This window comes from Bosea sp. 685, from assembly GCF_031884435.1.
In the GTDB taxonomy this organism is placed as follows: domain Bacteria; phylum Pseudomonadota; class Alphaproteobacteria; order Rhizobiales; family Beijerinckiaceae; genus Allobosea.
Genome location: NZ_CP134779.1, coordinates 4,673,868 through 4,689,576, shown reverse-complemented (window position 1 = coordinate 4,689,576; position 15,709 = coordinate 4,673,868). Strand labels below are relative to the sequence as shown.

13 protein-coding genes are annotated in these 15,709 nt (G+C 65.6%); 9 read left to right on the top strand and 4 right to left on the bottom strand.

Annotation, left to right across the window (positions count from 1 at the left end; genetic code table 11):
- Positions 1 to 133 precede the first annotated feature (133 nt).
- The 3 genes from RMR04_RS23125 (at position 134) to RMR04_RS23115 (ending at position 5,446) form a co-directional block, all read left to right on the top strand.
- Positions 134 to 1,813, top strand: a complete 1,680-nt coding sequence (locus RMR04_RS23125; RefSeq protein WP_311910802.1) for an electron transfer flavoprotein-ubiquinone oxidoreductase — start codon at positions 134 to 136, stop codon at positions 1,811 to 1,813.
- A gap of 747 nt (positions 1,814 to 2,560) precedes the next feature.
- Complete coding sequence (locus RMR04_RS23120; RefSeq protein ID WP_311910801.1) at positions 2,561 to 4,336, top strand: tetratricopeptide repeat protein; 1,776 nt, start codon at positions 2,561 to 2,563, stop codon at positions 4,334 to 4,336.
- Between the two features lie 234 nt (positions 4,337 to 4,570).
- A complete protein-coding gene (locus RMR04_RS23115) occupies positions 4,571 to 5,446 on the top strand; it encodes a 4-(cytidine 5'-diphospho)-2-C-methyl-D-erythritol kinase (RefSeq protein WP_311910799.1) in 876 nt (291 codons plus the stop codon).
- A gap of 13 nt (positions 5,447 to 5,459) precedes the next feature.
- Here the strand turns inward: RMR04_RS23115 and RMR04_RS23110 are convergent, their stop codons facing one another.
- Positions 5,460 to 6,782: an MFS transporter gene (locus RMR04_RS23110; RefSeq protein ID WP_311910798.1), complete on the bottom strand. Its 1,323-nt coding sequence runs from the start codon at positions 6,780 to 6,782 to the stop codon at positions 5,460 to 5,462.
- 346 nt (positions 6,783 to 7,128) lie between these two features.
- A complete protein-coding gene (locus RMR04_RS23105; RefSeq protein ID WP_311910797.1) occupies positions 7,129 to 8,169 on the bottom strand; it encodes a polyprenyl synthetase family protein in 1,041 nt (346 codons plus the stop codon).
- Between the two features lie 166 nt (positions 8,170 to 8,335).
- Between RMR04_RS23105 and RMR04_RS23100 the strand changes: the two genes are divergently transcribed.
- Entirely contained in the window at positions 8,336 to 8,560 is a 225-nt protein-coding gene (locus tag RMR04_RS23100; protein WP_069690176.1) for a putative signal transducing protein, read from the top strand.
- Positions 8,553 to 9,338, top strand: coding sequence for a tRNA1(Val) (adenine(37)-N6)-methyltransferase (locus tag RMR04_RS23095; protein WP_311910795.1), 786 nt, complete (start codon positions 8,553 to 8,555; stop codon positions 9,336 to 9,338). The genes RMR04_RS23100 and RMR04_RS23095 overlap by 8 nt, the downstream gene beginning before the upstream one ends.
- Here RMR04_RS23095 and RMR04_RS23090 read toward each other — a convergent pair.
- Both RMR04_RS23090 and RMR04_RS23085 read right to left on the bottom strand, forming a co-directional pair.
- Complete coding sequence (locus tag RMR04_RS23090; RefSeq protein ID WP_311910794.1) at positions 9,332 to 9,649, bottom strand: hypothetical protein; 318 nt, start codon at positions 9,647 to 9,649, stop codon at positions 9,332 to 9,334. The two genes, RMR04_RS23095 and RMR04_RS23090, sit on opposite strands and share 7 nt — an antisense overlap.
- Before the next feature lie 156 nt (positions 9,650 to 9,805).
- A complete protein-coding gene (locus RMR04_RS23085; protein ID WP_311910793.1) occupies positions 9,806 to 10,108 on the bottom strand; it encodes a hypothetical protein in 303 nt (100 codons plus the stop codon).
- Between the two features lie 335 nt (positions 10,109 to 10,443).
- On the opposite strand from RMR04_RS23085, the gene RMR04_RS23080 reads away from it, so the two are divergent.
- The 4 genes from RMR04_RS23080 to RMR04_RS23065 all read left to right on the top strand — a co-directional run bounded on the left by RMR04_RS23080 (position 10,444) and on the right by RMR04_RS23065 (position 15,671).
- Positions 10,444 to 11,346, top strand: coding sequence for a glycine--tRNA ligase subunit alpha (locus RMR04_RS23080; protein WP_410492283.1), 903 nt, complete (start codon positions 10,444 to 10,446; stop codon positions 11,344 to 11,346).
- Positions 11,346 to 13,631 (top strand): glycine--tRNA ligase subunit beta, encoded by a 2,286-nt coding sequence (gene glyS, locus RMR04_RS23075; RefSeq protein WP_311910792.1) that lies wholly within the window; start codon positions 11,346 to 11,348, stop codon positions 13,629 to 13,631. Before RMR04_RS23080 ends, glyS begins: the two co-directional genes overlap by 1 nt.
- Before the next feature lie 386 nt (positions 13,632 to 14,017).
- A complete protein-coding gene (locus RMR04_RS23070; protein WP_092169472.1) occupies positions 14,018 to 14,179 on the top strand; it encodes a Thivi_2564 family membrane protein in 162 nt (53 codons plus the stop codon).
- 229 nt (positions 14,180 to 14,408) lie between these two features.
- Positions 14,409 to 15,671 (top strand): GTP cyclohydrolase II, encoded by a 1,263-nt coding sequence (locus tag RMR04_RS23065; RefSeq protein ID WP_311910791.1) that lies wholly within the window; start codon positions 14,409 to 14,411, stop codon positions 15,669 to 15,671.
- The last annotated feature ends 38 nt before the right edge of the window (positions 15,672 to 15,709 follow it).

Here is a 15,709-nt window from a genome sequence, read left to right as displayed (position 1 = left end):
GCGCGCTTCGATAGAGGGTTTCCAAACTGAAGCCATGTCTGTCTTGCGCCGCGCGCGGCTTGAACGGGCAGGCGATATAGTTCACATATAAACTAATTGGCTTCAAGCCAGTCGAAGGCCTCCGGAGGGCAGGATGGATCTCAAGGAAGCGCAGAGCGAACCGCGCGAGAGCATGGACTACGACGTCGTCATCGTCGGCGCTGGTCCAGCCGGCCTTGCCGCCGCCATCCGCCTGAAGCAGCTCGACGAGACGATCTCCGTCGTGGTGGTCGAGAAGGGGGCCGAAGTCGGCGCGCACATCCTGTCGGGCGCGGTGATCGATCCTGTCGGCCTCGACGCACTCCTGCCGGACTGGCGCCAGGACGATGCCCGCCCGCTGACGACGGAGGTCAGCGAGGACATCTTCTATTTCCTGACCGAGCCTAACGGCATCCGCCTGCCCAATTTCGGCATGCCGAAGCTGATGAACAACCACGGCAATTTCGTCGGTTCGCTCGGCCTCGTGGCGAAATATCTCGCAGGCCGTGCCGAGGCGCTCGGTGTCGAGATCTATCCGGGCTTCGCCGCCGCCGAATTGCTGTTCAACGAGGATGGTTCGGTCGCTGGCGTCGCCACCGGCGATATGGGCATCGCGAGGGATGGCACGGTCTCGGAGCGCTATACGCGCGGCATGGAACTGCGTGGCCGCTACACCCTGCTGGGCGAGGGCGCGCGCGGTTCGCTCTCCAAGATCGCCATCCGCAAGTTCGGGCTCGACGCCGGCCGCGAGCCGCAGAAATACGGCATCGGCCTGAAGGAGGTCTGGCAGGTCAAGCCGGAGAAGTTTCACAAAGGCAGGGTGCAGCACTCCTTCGGCTGGCCGCTCGACAACGGCACCGGCGGCGGCTCCTTCCTCTATCATTTCGACGACAACCTGGTCACGGTCGGCTTCGTCGTGCATCTCAACTACACCAACCCGACGCTCTCGCCCTTCGACGAGTTCCAGCGTTTCAAGACCCATCCGCTGATTCGCGATCTCTTCGACGGTGCCAAGCGCCTGTCCTACGGTTCGCGCGCCATCACCGAGGGCGGCTACCAGTCGGTGCCGAAGCTCACCTTCCCGGGCGGGGCGCTGGTCGGCTGTGCGGCGGGCTTCGTCAACGTGCCGCGCATCAAGGGCAGCCATAACGCCATCCTCTCGGGCATGCAGGCGGCGCAGCATCTCGCCCCCGCTTTGGCGGCCGGCCGTTCGCATGACGAGGTGGTCGAGATCGAGGCGGGCTGGCGCGACAGCGCCATCGGGCGCGACCTCAAGCCGGTGCGCAACGTCAAGCCGCTCTGGTCGAAATACGGCACGCTGCTGGGCATCGGGCTGGGCGGCATCGACATGTGGCTGAACCAACTCTTCGGCTGGTCGCCCTTCGGCACGCTGAAGCACGGCAAGCCGGATTACGCGACGCTGAAGCCTCTCGCCGAGGTCAAGCCGATCGTCTACCCCAGGCCCGACGGCAAGATTTCCTTCGACAAGCTGTCATCGGTCTTCCTGTCCTCGACCAATCATGAGGAAGACCAGCCGGCGCATCTGAAGCTGACCGACCCCTCGATCCCGATCGACAAGAACCTGCCTGTTTATGGCGAGCCGGCGCGGCTTTACTGCCCGGCCGGCGTCTATGAGGTGGTCTACAAGGATGCCGAGGCGAAGACCGAGCCGCGCTTCGTGATCAACGCGCAGAACTGCGTTCACTGCAAGACTTGCGACATCAAGGATCCGGCCCAGAACATCACCTGGACGGTGCCCGAGGGCGGCGGCGGCCCGGGCTACTCGAATATGTGAGCCAATAGCATCAGACCGAATATCGTATTCGGTCTGATGCTATGGAATTTTGATTTTGCATCGGCTTAGCCCGAAAACCGGTTTCCACTTTTCGGGCCGATGCTCCGGGTCGGCGTAAGTCGCTGGTATAGATAACGAAAAGGCGCGCCGCTCGCACGGCGCGCCTTTTTTTCTTCAGGGCGTGCTGTCAATTATCCTGGGAGCCACGACGTCATCCTGGACAAGCCGCGTAGCGGTGCAGATCCGGGATCCATCGTAGAGCGCTTAAGCCCTCCGATGGACCCCGGGACGACCTTCGGTCGCCCAGGATGACGGCGCGGTTTTGACTCGGGAACTACACGCCCTCAGGCGGCGTAGCCGACTCAGCCCTTGCGGACGACGCTCGGGGCCGGCTTGGTGGGCGTGGGCTGCGCGCAGCCGGCGGCAAAACCGGCCAGCAGGGCGACGGCGGCAATGCTCAAAACGATCTTCTTCATTTGAATGATCCCAGGTGAATCGTCGCGGTACATGCGAACGCTGCAGTCCTAGCCTTAAATTCTTGAGGCGTGGGCACTGAAAACTGCCGGAACGTTGCGGCGCAGCATGCTTCTGTCGGATTGTTGCATCGCTGCTACGGATTCAGCCTAGCAGCGCAGCGATGGCTTGCCCGGCCGCCCGGAAACCGCCATCTTGAACGCTTAAGCGAAGTGGTCCCGGTCGCGCTGATGTATGGCCCCGCGTGACATACAGGCTGCGGACCGAGGGAGAATGACAATCGTGACGTTTCGATTGAGGGGCCGCGGCCCGAGCACGGCGGTCGCCCTGGTGTTTTTTCTCGCATTGCAGGCCGGCGCCTCGGCTCAAGGGGCGGCTGCGACGCGCACGACGGAACAGCTGGAGCCCGCCGACAGCCTGGAAGGCAATTACCTGGCCGCGATCGTCGCGGGCGCCGGGCGCGATCTCGGCGCGGCCTCGGTCTATCTGCGCGAGGCGATCAAGGGCGATCCGCTGAACAATGATCTGCTGGAGCGCGGCTTCGTCGCCTTCCTGGCCGATGGCGCGATGAGCGACGCCTTCCGCGCTGCCGACAAGCTGATCCAGCGTGATCCCAGCAACGGCCTCGCCCAGCTCGCGGTCGGCATCCGCGCGATCAAGCAGAAGAGCTACCAGACCGCGCGCGGTCATCTCCAGCGCGGCGGCCGCGGCCGCGCCGCCGACATCACCGCGACCCTGCTCTCGGCCTGGGCCTATGCCGGCTCCGGCCAGACCAACAAGGCGCTCGAGACGCTCGACCGGCTCAAGGGCGAGGCCTCCTACAATCTCTTCCGCGATTACCATGCCGGCCTGATCCTCGACATCGCCGGGCGCAAGGTCGACGCCGAGAAGCGCCTGAAGAGCGCCTATGACGCGGAAAAGACGACGCTGCGCCTGGTCGATCTCTGGGCCCGGCTGCAGGCGCGCAACGGCAATTATGACGGCGCTGCCGCGACCTATGGCGAATTCGACCGGCTCCTGCCCAACCATCCCATCGTCCGGGACGGGCTTGCGCGGGTTGCTGCGCGCGAGCCGCTCGCCCGCCAGGTCGGCACGGCCCAGCAGGGCGCCGCCGAGGTGCTCTACGGTCTGGCCAGCGCCGGCAATCGCCAGGGCGACGAGGCGGCCGCGCTGCTCTATCTGCGTCTCGCGATCTATCTCGACCCCAGCCATGATCTCGCGATCCTGACGCTCGGGGACATCCTCGAACGCTCGAAGCAGCCCGAGGATGCGGTCGCGGTCTATGACAAGATGCCGGCGACCTCGCCGTTGCGGCCCAATGCCGAGATCCAGGCGGGCCTGGCCTTGGAGACCCTCGGTAAATCCGAGGAATCGATCAAGCATCTGCAGGCGCTGATTACCGAGCGGCCCGACGATGTCGATGCGCTCTCGGCGCTCGGCAATGTCTACCGCACCCGCAAGCTTTTCAGCGAAGCCGCCGAGACCTACGACAAGGCCATCGCCAAGCTCGCGGTTCCCGGGCGGGCGAATTGGGATCTGTTCTATTTCCGCGGCATCGCGCGCGAGCGCATCAAGCGCTGGCCCGAGGCTGAGGAGGATCTGCGCAAGGCGCTGGAGCTGATGCCGGAGCCGCTCGGTCGCGAGCGCGCGCTGGTGCTGAACTATCTCGGCTATTCGCTGGTCGACCAGCATCTCAAGCTCGACGAGGCGCTCAACATGCTGCGCCGCGCCGTCGAACTCAGGCCGCGCGATGGCTACATCACCGATTCGCTCGGCTGGGCCTATTATCGGCTGGGACGCTATGACGACGCAGCGCGCGAGCTCGAGCGCGCCATGGAATTGCGCCCCTCCGATCCGGTGATCAACGACCATCTCGGCGATGTCTATTGGCGCACCGGCCGCAAGCTGGAGGCGACCTTCCAGTGGAATGCGGCCCGCGACCTCGGCCCGGAGCCTGAGGATCTGGTCAAGATCAAGCAGAAGATCGAGCGCGGCCTGGATGAACCACCCTCCGCCAACGCCGCCGAGCCGAAGAAGGACGGCGGCTGAGATCCGCCTCTACCCAGCCAGTATTTCCGCTCCGTCATTCCGGGGCTTCGCCCTCGGGTCCGACCTTGGTCGGCCCAAGGATAAACTCCGCGAAGAGCCCGGAACCCAGAACCGCCGTCGGGGGTAGTTAACGCGCTCGGCCCTTTACGAAGACCCGTATCGGTTCCGGGCTCAGGCCTGCGGCCTGCCCCGGAATGACGGTGTGCTTCCTTCTGCAACGACCGGCTCTTTTGCATGCCAGCCCCGCTGACCACCCGTGCCCGCGCCAAGGTCAATCTGAGCCTGAAGGTGCTCGGCCGGCGCGCTGACGGCTATCACGAGCTCGAAAGCCTGGTCGCCTTCGCCGGCGTTGGCGATGAACTGGCCCTCGAACCCGGGCCGGAGCTCGGCCTCAGCATTGGCGGTCCGCTTGGCGGCGGGCTCGAAACCGATGAGCGCAACCTCGTCCTGCGCGCCGCCCATGCTCTTGCCGATGACGCCGGCCCGTTGCGCTGGGGCCGCTTCCACCTCGTCAAGCGCCTGCCCGTGGCATCGGGCATCGGCGGCGGTTCGGCCGATGCGGCGGGCGCGCTGCGCCTGCTGGCGCGCTTGAACGGAATCTCGCGTGGCGAGCCGGCTTTGCTGCGCGCAGCGGCCAGGGTCGGAGCCGATGTGCCTGTTTGCCTCGATTCGCGGGCGCGGGTGATGGCCGGCATCGGCGAACGCCTGGGCGAGCCCTTGCGCCTGCCGCCGCTCTTCGCCGTGCTGGTCAATCCGGGCGTGCCGGTCGAGACGGCGCCGGTGTTTCGCGAGCTTGGGCTTCAACGGGGGCAGGACTTGTCGCCTGCCGGTGCCATGCCGCATCTCGCGATGTCTTCCATCGATGAGTTGGTCGCCATGCTCGCCGAAAGCGGCAACGACCTCGAAGCGCCGGCGCGCCGCGTGGCCCCGGTTCTCGACGAGGTGCTCGCCTTGCTGGCGGCCTTGCCCGGCTGCCGGCTTGCCCGCATGTCCGGCTCGGGGGCGACCTGCTTTGCCCTGTTCGACGATTGCCGGGCGAGCGCTGCAGCCGCCAAGGCATTGCAGACGAGCCGGTCGGGGTGGTGGGTCAAGCCGACAGTGTTGCGTTAATTGCGGCGTGGCGTCAGCCGCCGGGCGACAATCCGGCGCGGCTCACGGTCCCCAGCGCGACCTGCGGGCGCTGCCGATAGGCCAGCCATGTCGCGAGCAAGCTGCAGGCTGCTGCAAACATCAGCCAGAGCCCGGCGACTGCCCGGTTCCCCGTCACCTCGATCAGATAGGTGCTCACCGCAGGCGTGAAGCCGCCGAACAATGCCGTCGCCAGGCTGTAGGCGACGGAGAAGCCGGTGGTGCGCAATTGCACCGGGATGATCTCGGTCAGCGCGACCACCATGGCGCCGTTATAGCTGCCGTAAATGAACGACAGCCAGAGTTCGACGATCAGCAGCCTGGAGAAGGAAGGCTCGGAGACGAGCCAGGACAGGGCCGGATAGGCGCTGACGAACATCAGCAGCGTGAAGATGATCAGCAGCGGCTTGCGACCGACCCGGTCCGACACCGCCCCCATCACCGGCAGCCAGAACAGGTTGGACAAGCCGACGCAGACCGTCACCAGCAGGCTGTCGAGGCCGGTCAGCTTGAGAACCTCGCGCCCGAAGGTCGGCGTGTAGGCGGTGATGAAATAGAACGACACCGTCGTCATCGTCACGAGCAGCATGCCGATGATCACGACCTGCCAGTTCTGACTGAGCGAGCGCAGGATTTCCCGGGGCGAGGGGTGATTCTTGCTCTGCTTGCGCTCGGTGAACTCCTCGGTCTCCTGCATCGAACGGCGCAGCAGGAAGATCAGCGGCACGATCAGGCAACCGACCAGGAACGGGATGCGCCAGCCCCAGGCCGTCATCTCGTCCGCCGGCAGGATGGTGCTGAGCCAGACGCCGAGCAGCGCCACGAAGATCACCGCGATCTGCTGGCTGCCGGACTGCCAACTGACATAGAAGCCCTTGTTTCCAGGCGTCGCGATCTCCGACAGGTAGACGGAGACGCCACCGAGCTCGACGCCCGCCGAAAACCCCTGGACCAGTCGACCGATCACGACGATGACCGGCGCCAGGAGGCCGATCGTCGCATAGGTCGGCACCAGCGCGATGGTGAGCGTGCCGAAGGCCATCAGTCCGAGTGTCAGGAGGAGCCCGGCGCGGCGGCCATGGTGGTCGATATAGGTACCGAGCACGATGGCGCCGAGCGGCCGCATCAGAAAACCGGCACCGAAGGTCATCAGCGCCGCCATCAATTGGGCGAACTCACTGCCCGACGGGAAGAAGGCCTTGCCGATCGCCGAGGCGTAATAGCCGAAGACGAAGAAATCGTACATTTCGAGGAAATTGCCACTCGATACGCGAATGACAGCCCCGATCTTCGACTGGCGATCCGATGATGCCGTCATGGCGCGCTCCACGCTTTCATGCGTCGTGGCCGGCAGCCTAGGCCCGTCCAGGCGGCTGTGGAAGCTCTTTCAGCGAGAGCATCGGCCCGAAAAGTGGGAACCGGTTTTCGGGAGAAGCCGATGCAAGATCACTGGAGCATCGGCCCGAAAAGTGGGAACCGGTTTTCGGGAGAAGCCGATGCAAGATCACTGGAGCATCGGCCCGAAAAGTGGGAGCCGATTTTCGGGCCAAGCCGATGCGGAATCAACGCGATCGATTCTAAAAGTTTAGAGCATTGCTCATGCGAAAAACCGGCACCCCGTTTTTCGCGCAATGCTCTAGGAAACGCCGCGTGGCAAAGGCGTTTCAGTGCGCCCGCGAAACGCAGAAATCGACGGTCTCCTTCAGCGCCTGCTTCATCGGGGAGGCGGGGAACAGGCCGAGCGCATCCTTGGCCATCTTGGCGTAATGCTCGGCGCGCTCGATCGTGTCGTCGAGTGCGCGGTGGCGGCGCATGATGCTTTGGGCCTCTTCGAGATCGCCCTCGTTGACCTCGCCGTTCTGCAGGGTGCGGCGCCAGAAGGCGCGCTCGGCGTCGGTGCCGCGCCGGAAGGAGAGCACCACCGGCAAGGTGATCTTGCCCTCGCGGAAATCGTCGCCGGTGTTCTTGCCGAGCTTGGAGGCGACGCCGCCATAGTCGAGCGCGTCGTCGATGAGCTGGAAGGCGATGCCGAGATTGAGGCCGTAGCTGCGGCAGGCGGCGGCACTGGCCTTGGCCGATTCGGCGATGACGGGGCCGACCTCGCAGGCGGCCGCGAAGAGCTCCGCCGTCTTGCCGCGAATGACGGCGAGATATTCGTCCTCGGTCGTCTCGGTGTTCTTGGCGACGGAAAGCTGCAGAACCTCGCCCTCGGCGATCACGGCGGCGGCTGTGGAGAGGATGTCGAGGGCGCGCAGCGAGCCGACCTCGACCATCATCTTGAAGGCCTGGCCGAGCAGGAAATCGCCGACGAGCACGCTCGCCTCATTGCCCCAGAGCATGCGCGCGGCAAGCTTGCCCCGGCGCATGTCGCTCTGGTCGACGACATCGTCGTGCAGCAATGTCGCCGTGTGCATGAACTCTACCGAGGCCGCGAGCTTGACATGGCCTTCGCCGCGATAACCGCACAGCGCCGCCGTCGCCAGCGTCAGCATCGGGCGCAGGCGCTTGCCGCCCGACGAGATCAGGTGGTTGGCGACCTCGGGAATCATGGTGACATTGGAGCCTGTGCGCGACAGGATCATCGCATTGACGCGCTCCATGTCGGCGCGGGTCAGATCGACCAGGGCCTCGATCCGGGCCTTGCCCGTATCTTGGCCAATCCCTTGGCCCGCTTCCTTGTCCTCGAACGCAACGACGACGCCCATCTCATCCACTCCGGCCGACTTGCGCAGATTGCGGCGCGCTGATGCCTTGCCACAACCGTCGCATGGGTGACCAGCCCCCGCAATTCGGCAATGACGCCGCACCTGGACGCCGCACTTGCGCAAGCGGGGGCTTGCGCGCGAGCCACGGCTTCGGCTCCATGCGCCCATGCATGAACTGGTCCGCACCAACGATATCGTCCTACTCGGAGCCATCGAGGCGCTGCTGGCTTCGGCCAATCTCGATTGCCTGATCGCCGATCAGCATATCAGCGCGCTCGAAGGCATGATCGGTGCCTTCCCGCGCCGGCTCCTGGTGCGCGAGGCCGACAAGATGCGGGCGCGGGCGCTGCTGGTCGATGCCGGCTTCGGAGCGGAATTGCGTGATGGCTGAGTCGCAATCGGCCCCGGGGCTCGGCGAAATCGGCGAGGACCGCCTGCTCGACGGGCGCCTGATTCTGCGCCAGCCGAAAAAGGGTCATCGCGCCGGCAGCGACGCGATCCTGCTCGCGGCAGCCTTGCCTGAACTGGGCGAGGGGCCTCTGCTCGACATGGGCGCGGGCGTCGGCACGGTCGGTCTCGCCTCCGCCCTGGCGCAGCCGCGCCTGCGCGTGGTGCTGGCCGAGCGCGATCCGGAGCTTGCGGCCCTGGCGCGCGACAACATCGCCCGCAACGGCCTGGATGCGCGCGTCACGGCGCTGGCTGTGGATATCGCCGCCCCAGTCGCCGCCGTGATCGAGGCTGGCCTGATCCCGGCGAGCTTCGCTTGTGTCGCGATGAACCCGCCCTTCTATGCGGCGCGGGAGAACAAGGCCTCGCCGGTCCCGAACCGGCGCGCCGCCCATGTCGTCGAGGGCGGGTTGGGGGACTGGCTGAAGGCAGCGCGCCGTCTGCTCCGGCCTGGCGGGCGGATCGCGATCATCCACCGCGCCGAGGCGCTGGCCGAGATCCTGGCCGGGCTCGCGACGGGCTTCGGCGGGCTGGAAATCCGGCCGGTCCATGCGCTGGCCGACCGGCCGGCCGTGCGCGTCCTCGTCACTGCCGTGCTGAACAGCAAAAAGCCGGCAGCGTTGCTGCCGGCTTTCATTCTCAATCGCCCCGAGGGCGGCTTCACCGAAGCGAGCGAAGCCCTGCATCGCGGATATGCGATGCTAGGCAGCCGTGATCAGTAAAAATAGCGCGGGCCGTAATAGACCGGCGGCGGTGGCGGATAGAGCGGCGGGCCGTAGAAGCGCGGGCCGTAATAGCGCCGGGGTCCGTAATAACGCGGCGGTCCGTAGTAGCGGCGCGGTCCATAGTAGCGGCGCGGGCCGTAATAATACTGCGCCTGCTGGATCTGGGCCCCGTCGATCTCGGCGCTCTGCGCCAAGGCGGGCTGGATGGCTCCCGCTGCGATGGGGGCCGCCATGGCCGGGGCGGCAGCAAGGGACAGCCCGCTGAGCGTGGCCGCCGTCGCGATACCGAATGCGAGTTTGCGAAACATGATCCGATCCTCTTCAACTTGGCGCCTGCAGCCCTCGCCGCATGGTCGGTCGCCGTCTTCGAATGAAAGGGTACTGCGTTGGAGCTGAACGGCACTAAACCGCGTCGTTCAGCCTGTTTTCATCCTGCGGCCAGAGAAAGGCCACATTTCGGCGGCTCAGCGGCAGACGCGCACGGGGCGGATGACCCAGCCATAGCCGGTCCAGACGCGCCTGTTGGCGAAGAAGCAGCGCGGGCGGTAGGCCGGGCGGCCATAGAAGCGGCGCGGTCCATAATAGCGACGCGGGCCGTAATACTGCGCCTGCTGGATGAGATCGCCTTGCGACGGCAGGGTTTGCGACGGAATGGTTTGCGCCGTGCCTGCCGAGACAGGAGCGGCCATCGCCGGTGCGACCGTGAAGGCTGCGACGATGATGCCAAGCGCGCCGAACAGCGCAGCGACGATACGGGATGACGGCATGGGCTTCTCCTACCAGACAGCCCGCCGGTTCGGCATCAAGCGCTCGCCCCGAACGCCGCGAACCCTACGGGCGAAAAAATCCTAGCTCCTCCTGCATGAACGAAAGCTGTCTGTCGAGGTTCCGGCGCCTATGCGTGCGGCGCAACGGATTTGGCCGCAGAATGGTCCAAGTTCCGGCGATTCTGGCCTGCGAATCGGCCTTTCGCCAATGAGTTAGGCCGTGGCCTGCTCGAAAACCGCATTCCACTTTCCCGGATCATGGTCTATGCACGCGCCGATCCAGGATCTTTCGGAAGGCCCAAGCCTTGGCTGTTTCTGCCACTCTGCCCGATGCGATGAACCCGACCCGCTCCTTCCAGGGGCTGCTGCTGACCCTGCAGCGTTTCTGGGCCGAGCGCGGCTGCGTCATCCTCCAGCCCTATGACATGGAGGTCGGCGCCGGCACCTCCCATCCCGGCACGATGCTGCGCTCGCTTGGCCCCAGGCCCTGGCGCGCGGCTTACGTCCAGCCCTCGCGCCGGCCCAAGGATGGCCGCTATGGCGAGAACCCGAACCGCCTGCAGCACTACTACCAGTTCCAGGTCATCCTGAAGCCGAACCCGCCGAACCTGCAGGAGCTCTATCTGCAGTCGCTCGAAGCGATCGGCATCGACATGAAGCTGCACGACATCCGCTTCGTCGAGGATGATTGGGAGAACCCGACGCTCGGCGCCTGGGGGCTGGGCTGGGAATGCTGGTGCGACGGCATGGAGGTGAGCCAGTTCACCTATTTCCAGCAGGTCGCCGGCATCGAATGCGCGCCCGTCTCCGGCGAGCTCACCTATGGCCTCGAACGCCTCGCCTGCTATCTGCAGAATGTCGAGAGCATCATGGAGCTCAATTTCAACGGGCTCGAAGGCGCCGAGAAGGTCACCTATCGCGAGGTCTTCCTCCAGGCCGAGCAGGAATATTCGCGCTATAATTTCGAGCATGCCGACACGGCCGCGCTGTTTCGGCGCTTCGCCGAGGCCGAGGCCGAATGCCGGGCTCTGCTCGAAAAGGGCGAGAGCGGCGAGCGCCATCTCATGGTCCAGCCGGCCTATGACCAGTGCCTCAAGGCCGGCCACGCCTTCAATCTGCTCGATGCGCGCGGCGTGATCTCGGTCACCGAGCGCCAGAGCTACATCCTGCGTGTCCGCGAACTGGCGAAAGCCTGCGGCGCCGCCTGGCTGAAGACCGCCGGCGGGGGAGCCAACTAATGCCTGATCTCCTGCTCGAACTCTTCTCCGAAGAGATCCCCGCCCGCATGCAGCGCAAGGCGGCCGACGATCTGAAGAAGCTCGTCACCGATGCGCTGGTCGAGCGCGGCCTTGTCTATGAGGGCGCGAAAGCCTTCGCCACGCCGCGCCGGCTCGCGCTCCATGTTGCTGGCCTGCCGGTGCGCGGCCGCGATGTCCGCGAGGAGCGCAAGGGTCCGCGCGTCGGCGCGCCCGAGGCCGCGATCCAGGGCTTCCTCAAGGCGGCAGGGCTTTCCTCGCTTGATCAGGCGACGATCATCAGCGATCCCAAGAAGGGTGACTCTTACGTCGCCATCATCGAGAAGCCAGGCCAGGAGACGGTTGCGGCCATCGCCGAGATCGTGCCCGCCGTGATCCGCGGCTTCCCCTGGCCGAAATCGATGCGCTGGGGCGCTGCCTCGGCTGCGGGCGCGAGCCTGCGCTGGGTGCGCCCGCTGCACTCGATTCTGTGCACCTTCGGGGCCGAGACCGAGGAGCCGGAGGTGGTTCCATTCGAGGTCGACGGCATCGCGTCCTCCAACACCACTTACGGCCACCGCTTCCATGCGCCGGGCGTGATTTCCGTCAAGCGTTTCGACGATTACGTTTCGTCGCTGGACAAGGCGAAGGTCGTGCTCGATGCCGACCGGCGCAAGGAGATCATCCTCAACGACGCCCGCACGCTCGCCTTCGCGCAGGGCCTCGAACTGATCGAGGACGAGGGTCTGCTGGAGGAGGTCGCAGGGTTGGTCGAATGGCCCGTCGTGCTGATGGGTTCTTTCGAGGAGCGCTTCCTGGAAATCCCCGGCGAGGCGATCCGCGCGACGATCCGCGCCAATCAGAAATGCTTCGTGCTGCGCGATGCGGCCACCGGCGCGCTCGCCAACCGCTTCCTGCTGACCGCGAATCTCGCCGCCAGCGATGGCGGCAAGGTCATCACCGCCGGCAATGAGCGCGTCGTGCGCGCCCGCCTCTCCGACGCCGCCTATTTCTTCGCGACGGACAAGGGCGATCTGCCCGATCTCGACACGCTGAAGGAGAGCGCCGAGAAACTTGGGCTCGACCTGGCCAAGCCGCTCGACCAGCGCATGGCCAAGCTCGACAAGCTCGGCGTCGTCTTCCACGCAAAGCTCGGCACGCAAGGCGAGCGCGTCCAGCGCATCGCGGCTTTGGCGCGCGAGCTTGCGCCGATCGTCGGGGCCGATCCCGCTCTCGCCGAGCGCGCGGCCAAGCTCGCCAAGGCGGATTTGCCGACCGAAATGGTCGGCGAATTCCCGGAATTGCAGGGCTTGATGGGCCGCAAATATGCGGAACTCCAGGGCGAGCACCCCAGCGTCTGCGCCGCCATCGAGGAGCATTACAAGCCGCTCGGCCCCTCCGACCGCGTCCCGACCGATCCGGTTTCGGTGGCGGTTGCGCTCGCCGACAAGCTCGACACGCTGGGCGGTTTCTGGGCCATCGACGAGAAGCCGACCGGAAGCAAGGACCCCTATGCGCTGCGCAGAGCGGCGCTGGGGGTGATCAGGCTTGTGGTTGAAAATGGGGTGAGGTTGGGGCTGCAAGCCACCTTATGGGATGCTTATGTCCGGGTCGCGCAGCGATCATTGGGCGAGGATGCTGATCTGCTAGATGAACTTCTAGGGTTTCCGCTTACTGAACCAAGCGATGGGTCTCTTTCGAGCAACGTTGCCCAGCAAATCGTTCGCAATGCTCATGCTGTGCTGCCCGACCTCCTCTCCTTCTTCCACGACCGCCTGAAGGTCATGCTGCGCGACCAAGGCGCTCGGCATGATCTGGTCGACGCCGTGCTGGGCGAGGGCGCGTCCGCCAATGACGACCTCCTGCTCATCACCCATCGCGTCGCGGCGCTCGCCCGCTTCCTCGAAACGCAGGACGGCAAGAGCCTGCTCGCCGGCTACAAGCGCGCCGCCAACATCCTCAAGGCCGAGGAGAAGAAGGACGGCGAGGGCGCCTTCGCTGGGGCGGCCGACCTGCAGTTGATCGCAGGCGCAGGCCTGATCGAGGAGAAGGCACTGGCCGTCGCCTTGGCGAACGCCACTCCCGCGGCCGCAGCTGCCGTGGCGAAGGAAGACTATGAGGGCGCGATGGCGGCGCTGGCCGAATTGCGCCCGGCGGTCGACGCCTTCTTCGACCAGGTCACGGTCAACGATCCCGACCCGGCGCTGCGCATCAACCGCCTGAAGCTGCTCAACCAGCTCCGCGAAGCGACCCGCGCCGTCGCGGATTTCGGGCGTATTGCGGGATAGGGCGCGCCTCCCTTCTCCCCCACCAATGTCGGCTGTTGCCGACATTAGCACCTTAGATTGCCCATCTCGGGCAAGCCCGAGATGGCTGGGAGAAGGTGTCTGCGCAGCAGACGGATGAGGGAAGGGTCGCGCAAGCGGCCCTTTTCTTGTCTTGGGTTGAGGCTCTGCCCTCATCCGTCAGCGCTTCGCGCTGCCACCTTCTCCCCCGGAGGGGAGAAGGGTTCCCCGTGCCCGGTCGAAACACTGCTGCGCCCAGGCGCTCCGCCACGCGCTCGGGAACCTATTCCCACACTGCGACGTTCTGTCATCGGGGCTGACGTGGCGCGAATGCGTCGTGGCACGGGCCCTGGGGGGCCAGTTTCCGGCCGCGACAAGGGACTTCACATATGTCCATCCTGATTTCTCTGCTCATCACGGTGCTCGTCATCGGCCTCGTGCTCTATCTCGTGCGCATGCTGCCGCTCGATGCGCAGATCAAGAACGTCGTCCAGATCATCGTCATCGTCATCGGCATTATCTCGCTGCTGCGCTACCTTGCCATTTTCTGATCGCAGCGCGTCATGCTCGGGCGAAGACCCGAGCATCTCTCGTCGGAGATTCCCGGGCCTCTGCGGAACCTGTCCTTGGGCCGGCCAAAGGCCGGACCTGAGGGCTCCGGCCGGGAATGACGGCCCCGATTGACGCCGCGCTTGCGTTGAGCCACATTTTCATAGGTCCAGAGGGCCCCGGACGCATCGCGTCCCGGGGCCCTTTCCTATTTGCAGGGCGATACCCGCGATGAACTCGCAGAACCGCACGACCCATATCCGCCTGACCTCGCATCCCGAGCCCGGCAACGCCGCGACGCGCTTTCCCATCCAATGGGGCGCTTCAAGCCCGGCCGAGCGCGGCCCGGTCATCGCCTCGACCACGACGCCGGGAGACCGCAACGTCATCGGCGCCCATGGCGGCTCCTATTCGGTCTATCGCGCGCTCGCCATCTCGGCGCGCGCGATGAACCCCTCGCAGCGCCCGGACCTGACCAACACCTACCCGACAGCCGAGATCCCGCCGCAGCCGCAATGGTTCGCGCCTGGCCGGATCGTCTCGATGGACCCGTTCGGCCACCGCGTCGCGCAGGATTTCGGCCAGTGGATCGGCGAGGGCATCGATATCCGTCCGACCATCGCCATCACCAAGGCGAGGCTCAATTTGCCCGAAATCCTCGCCGCGATGGCAGGACACAGGCTCAGCCCCGACGAGCACATCCTGCACAAAACCGGCGATATCAGCGTCACCAAGATCGCCATCGACCCGGTCTGGCATCTGCCGGGCATCGCCGAACGCTTCGGCACCAGCGAGCAGGACTTGCGCCGCACGCTCTTCGAGCAGACCGGCGGCATGTATCCCGAACTGGTGACACGGCCTGATCTGCGCGTCTTCCTGCCGCCGATCGGTTCGATCACCTGCTACATCATCGGCGAGGTCTCCGCGATCACCGATCCCAAGCGCAGCGTCGCCTGCCGCGTCCATGACGAGTGCAACGGCTCGGATGTCTTCGGCTCGGACATCTGCACCTGTCGGCCCTATCTCGTGCACGGCATCGAGGAGGCGGTGAAGGAGGCGCAAGGCGGCGGCGTCGGCCTGATCGTCTATAACCGCAAGGAGGGCAGGGCGCTGGGCGAGGTCACGAAATTCCTCGTCTACAACGCCCGCAAGCGCCAGGAGGGCGGCGATTCCGCCGCGACCTATTTCGAGCGCACCGAATGCGTCGCCGGCGTCCAGGACGCCCGCTTCCAGCAATTGATGCCCGATGTGCTGCACTGGCTCGGCGTCACCAGGATCGACCGGCTGATGTCGATGTCGAACATGAAATACGACGCCATGGTGGAGAGCGGCATCGAGATCGGCGAGCGCGTCGCGATCCCGCCCGAGCTCGTCCCACCCGACGCCTCGGTCGAGATCGAGGCCAAGAAGGCGGCGGGCTATTACTCGCCCGACGGCGCGCCCGGCGACAACGCCCTGAAGGCGACGGTTGGTCGCGATCTCGACAAGTTCTGAGCCGCTCCATGTCTAATCAGAACTCCATGTCTAATCAG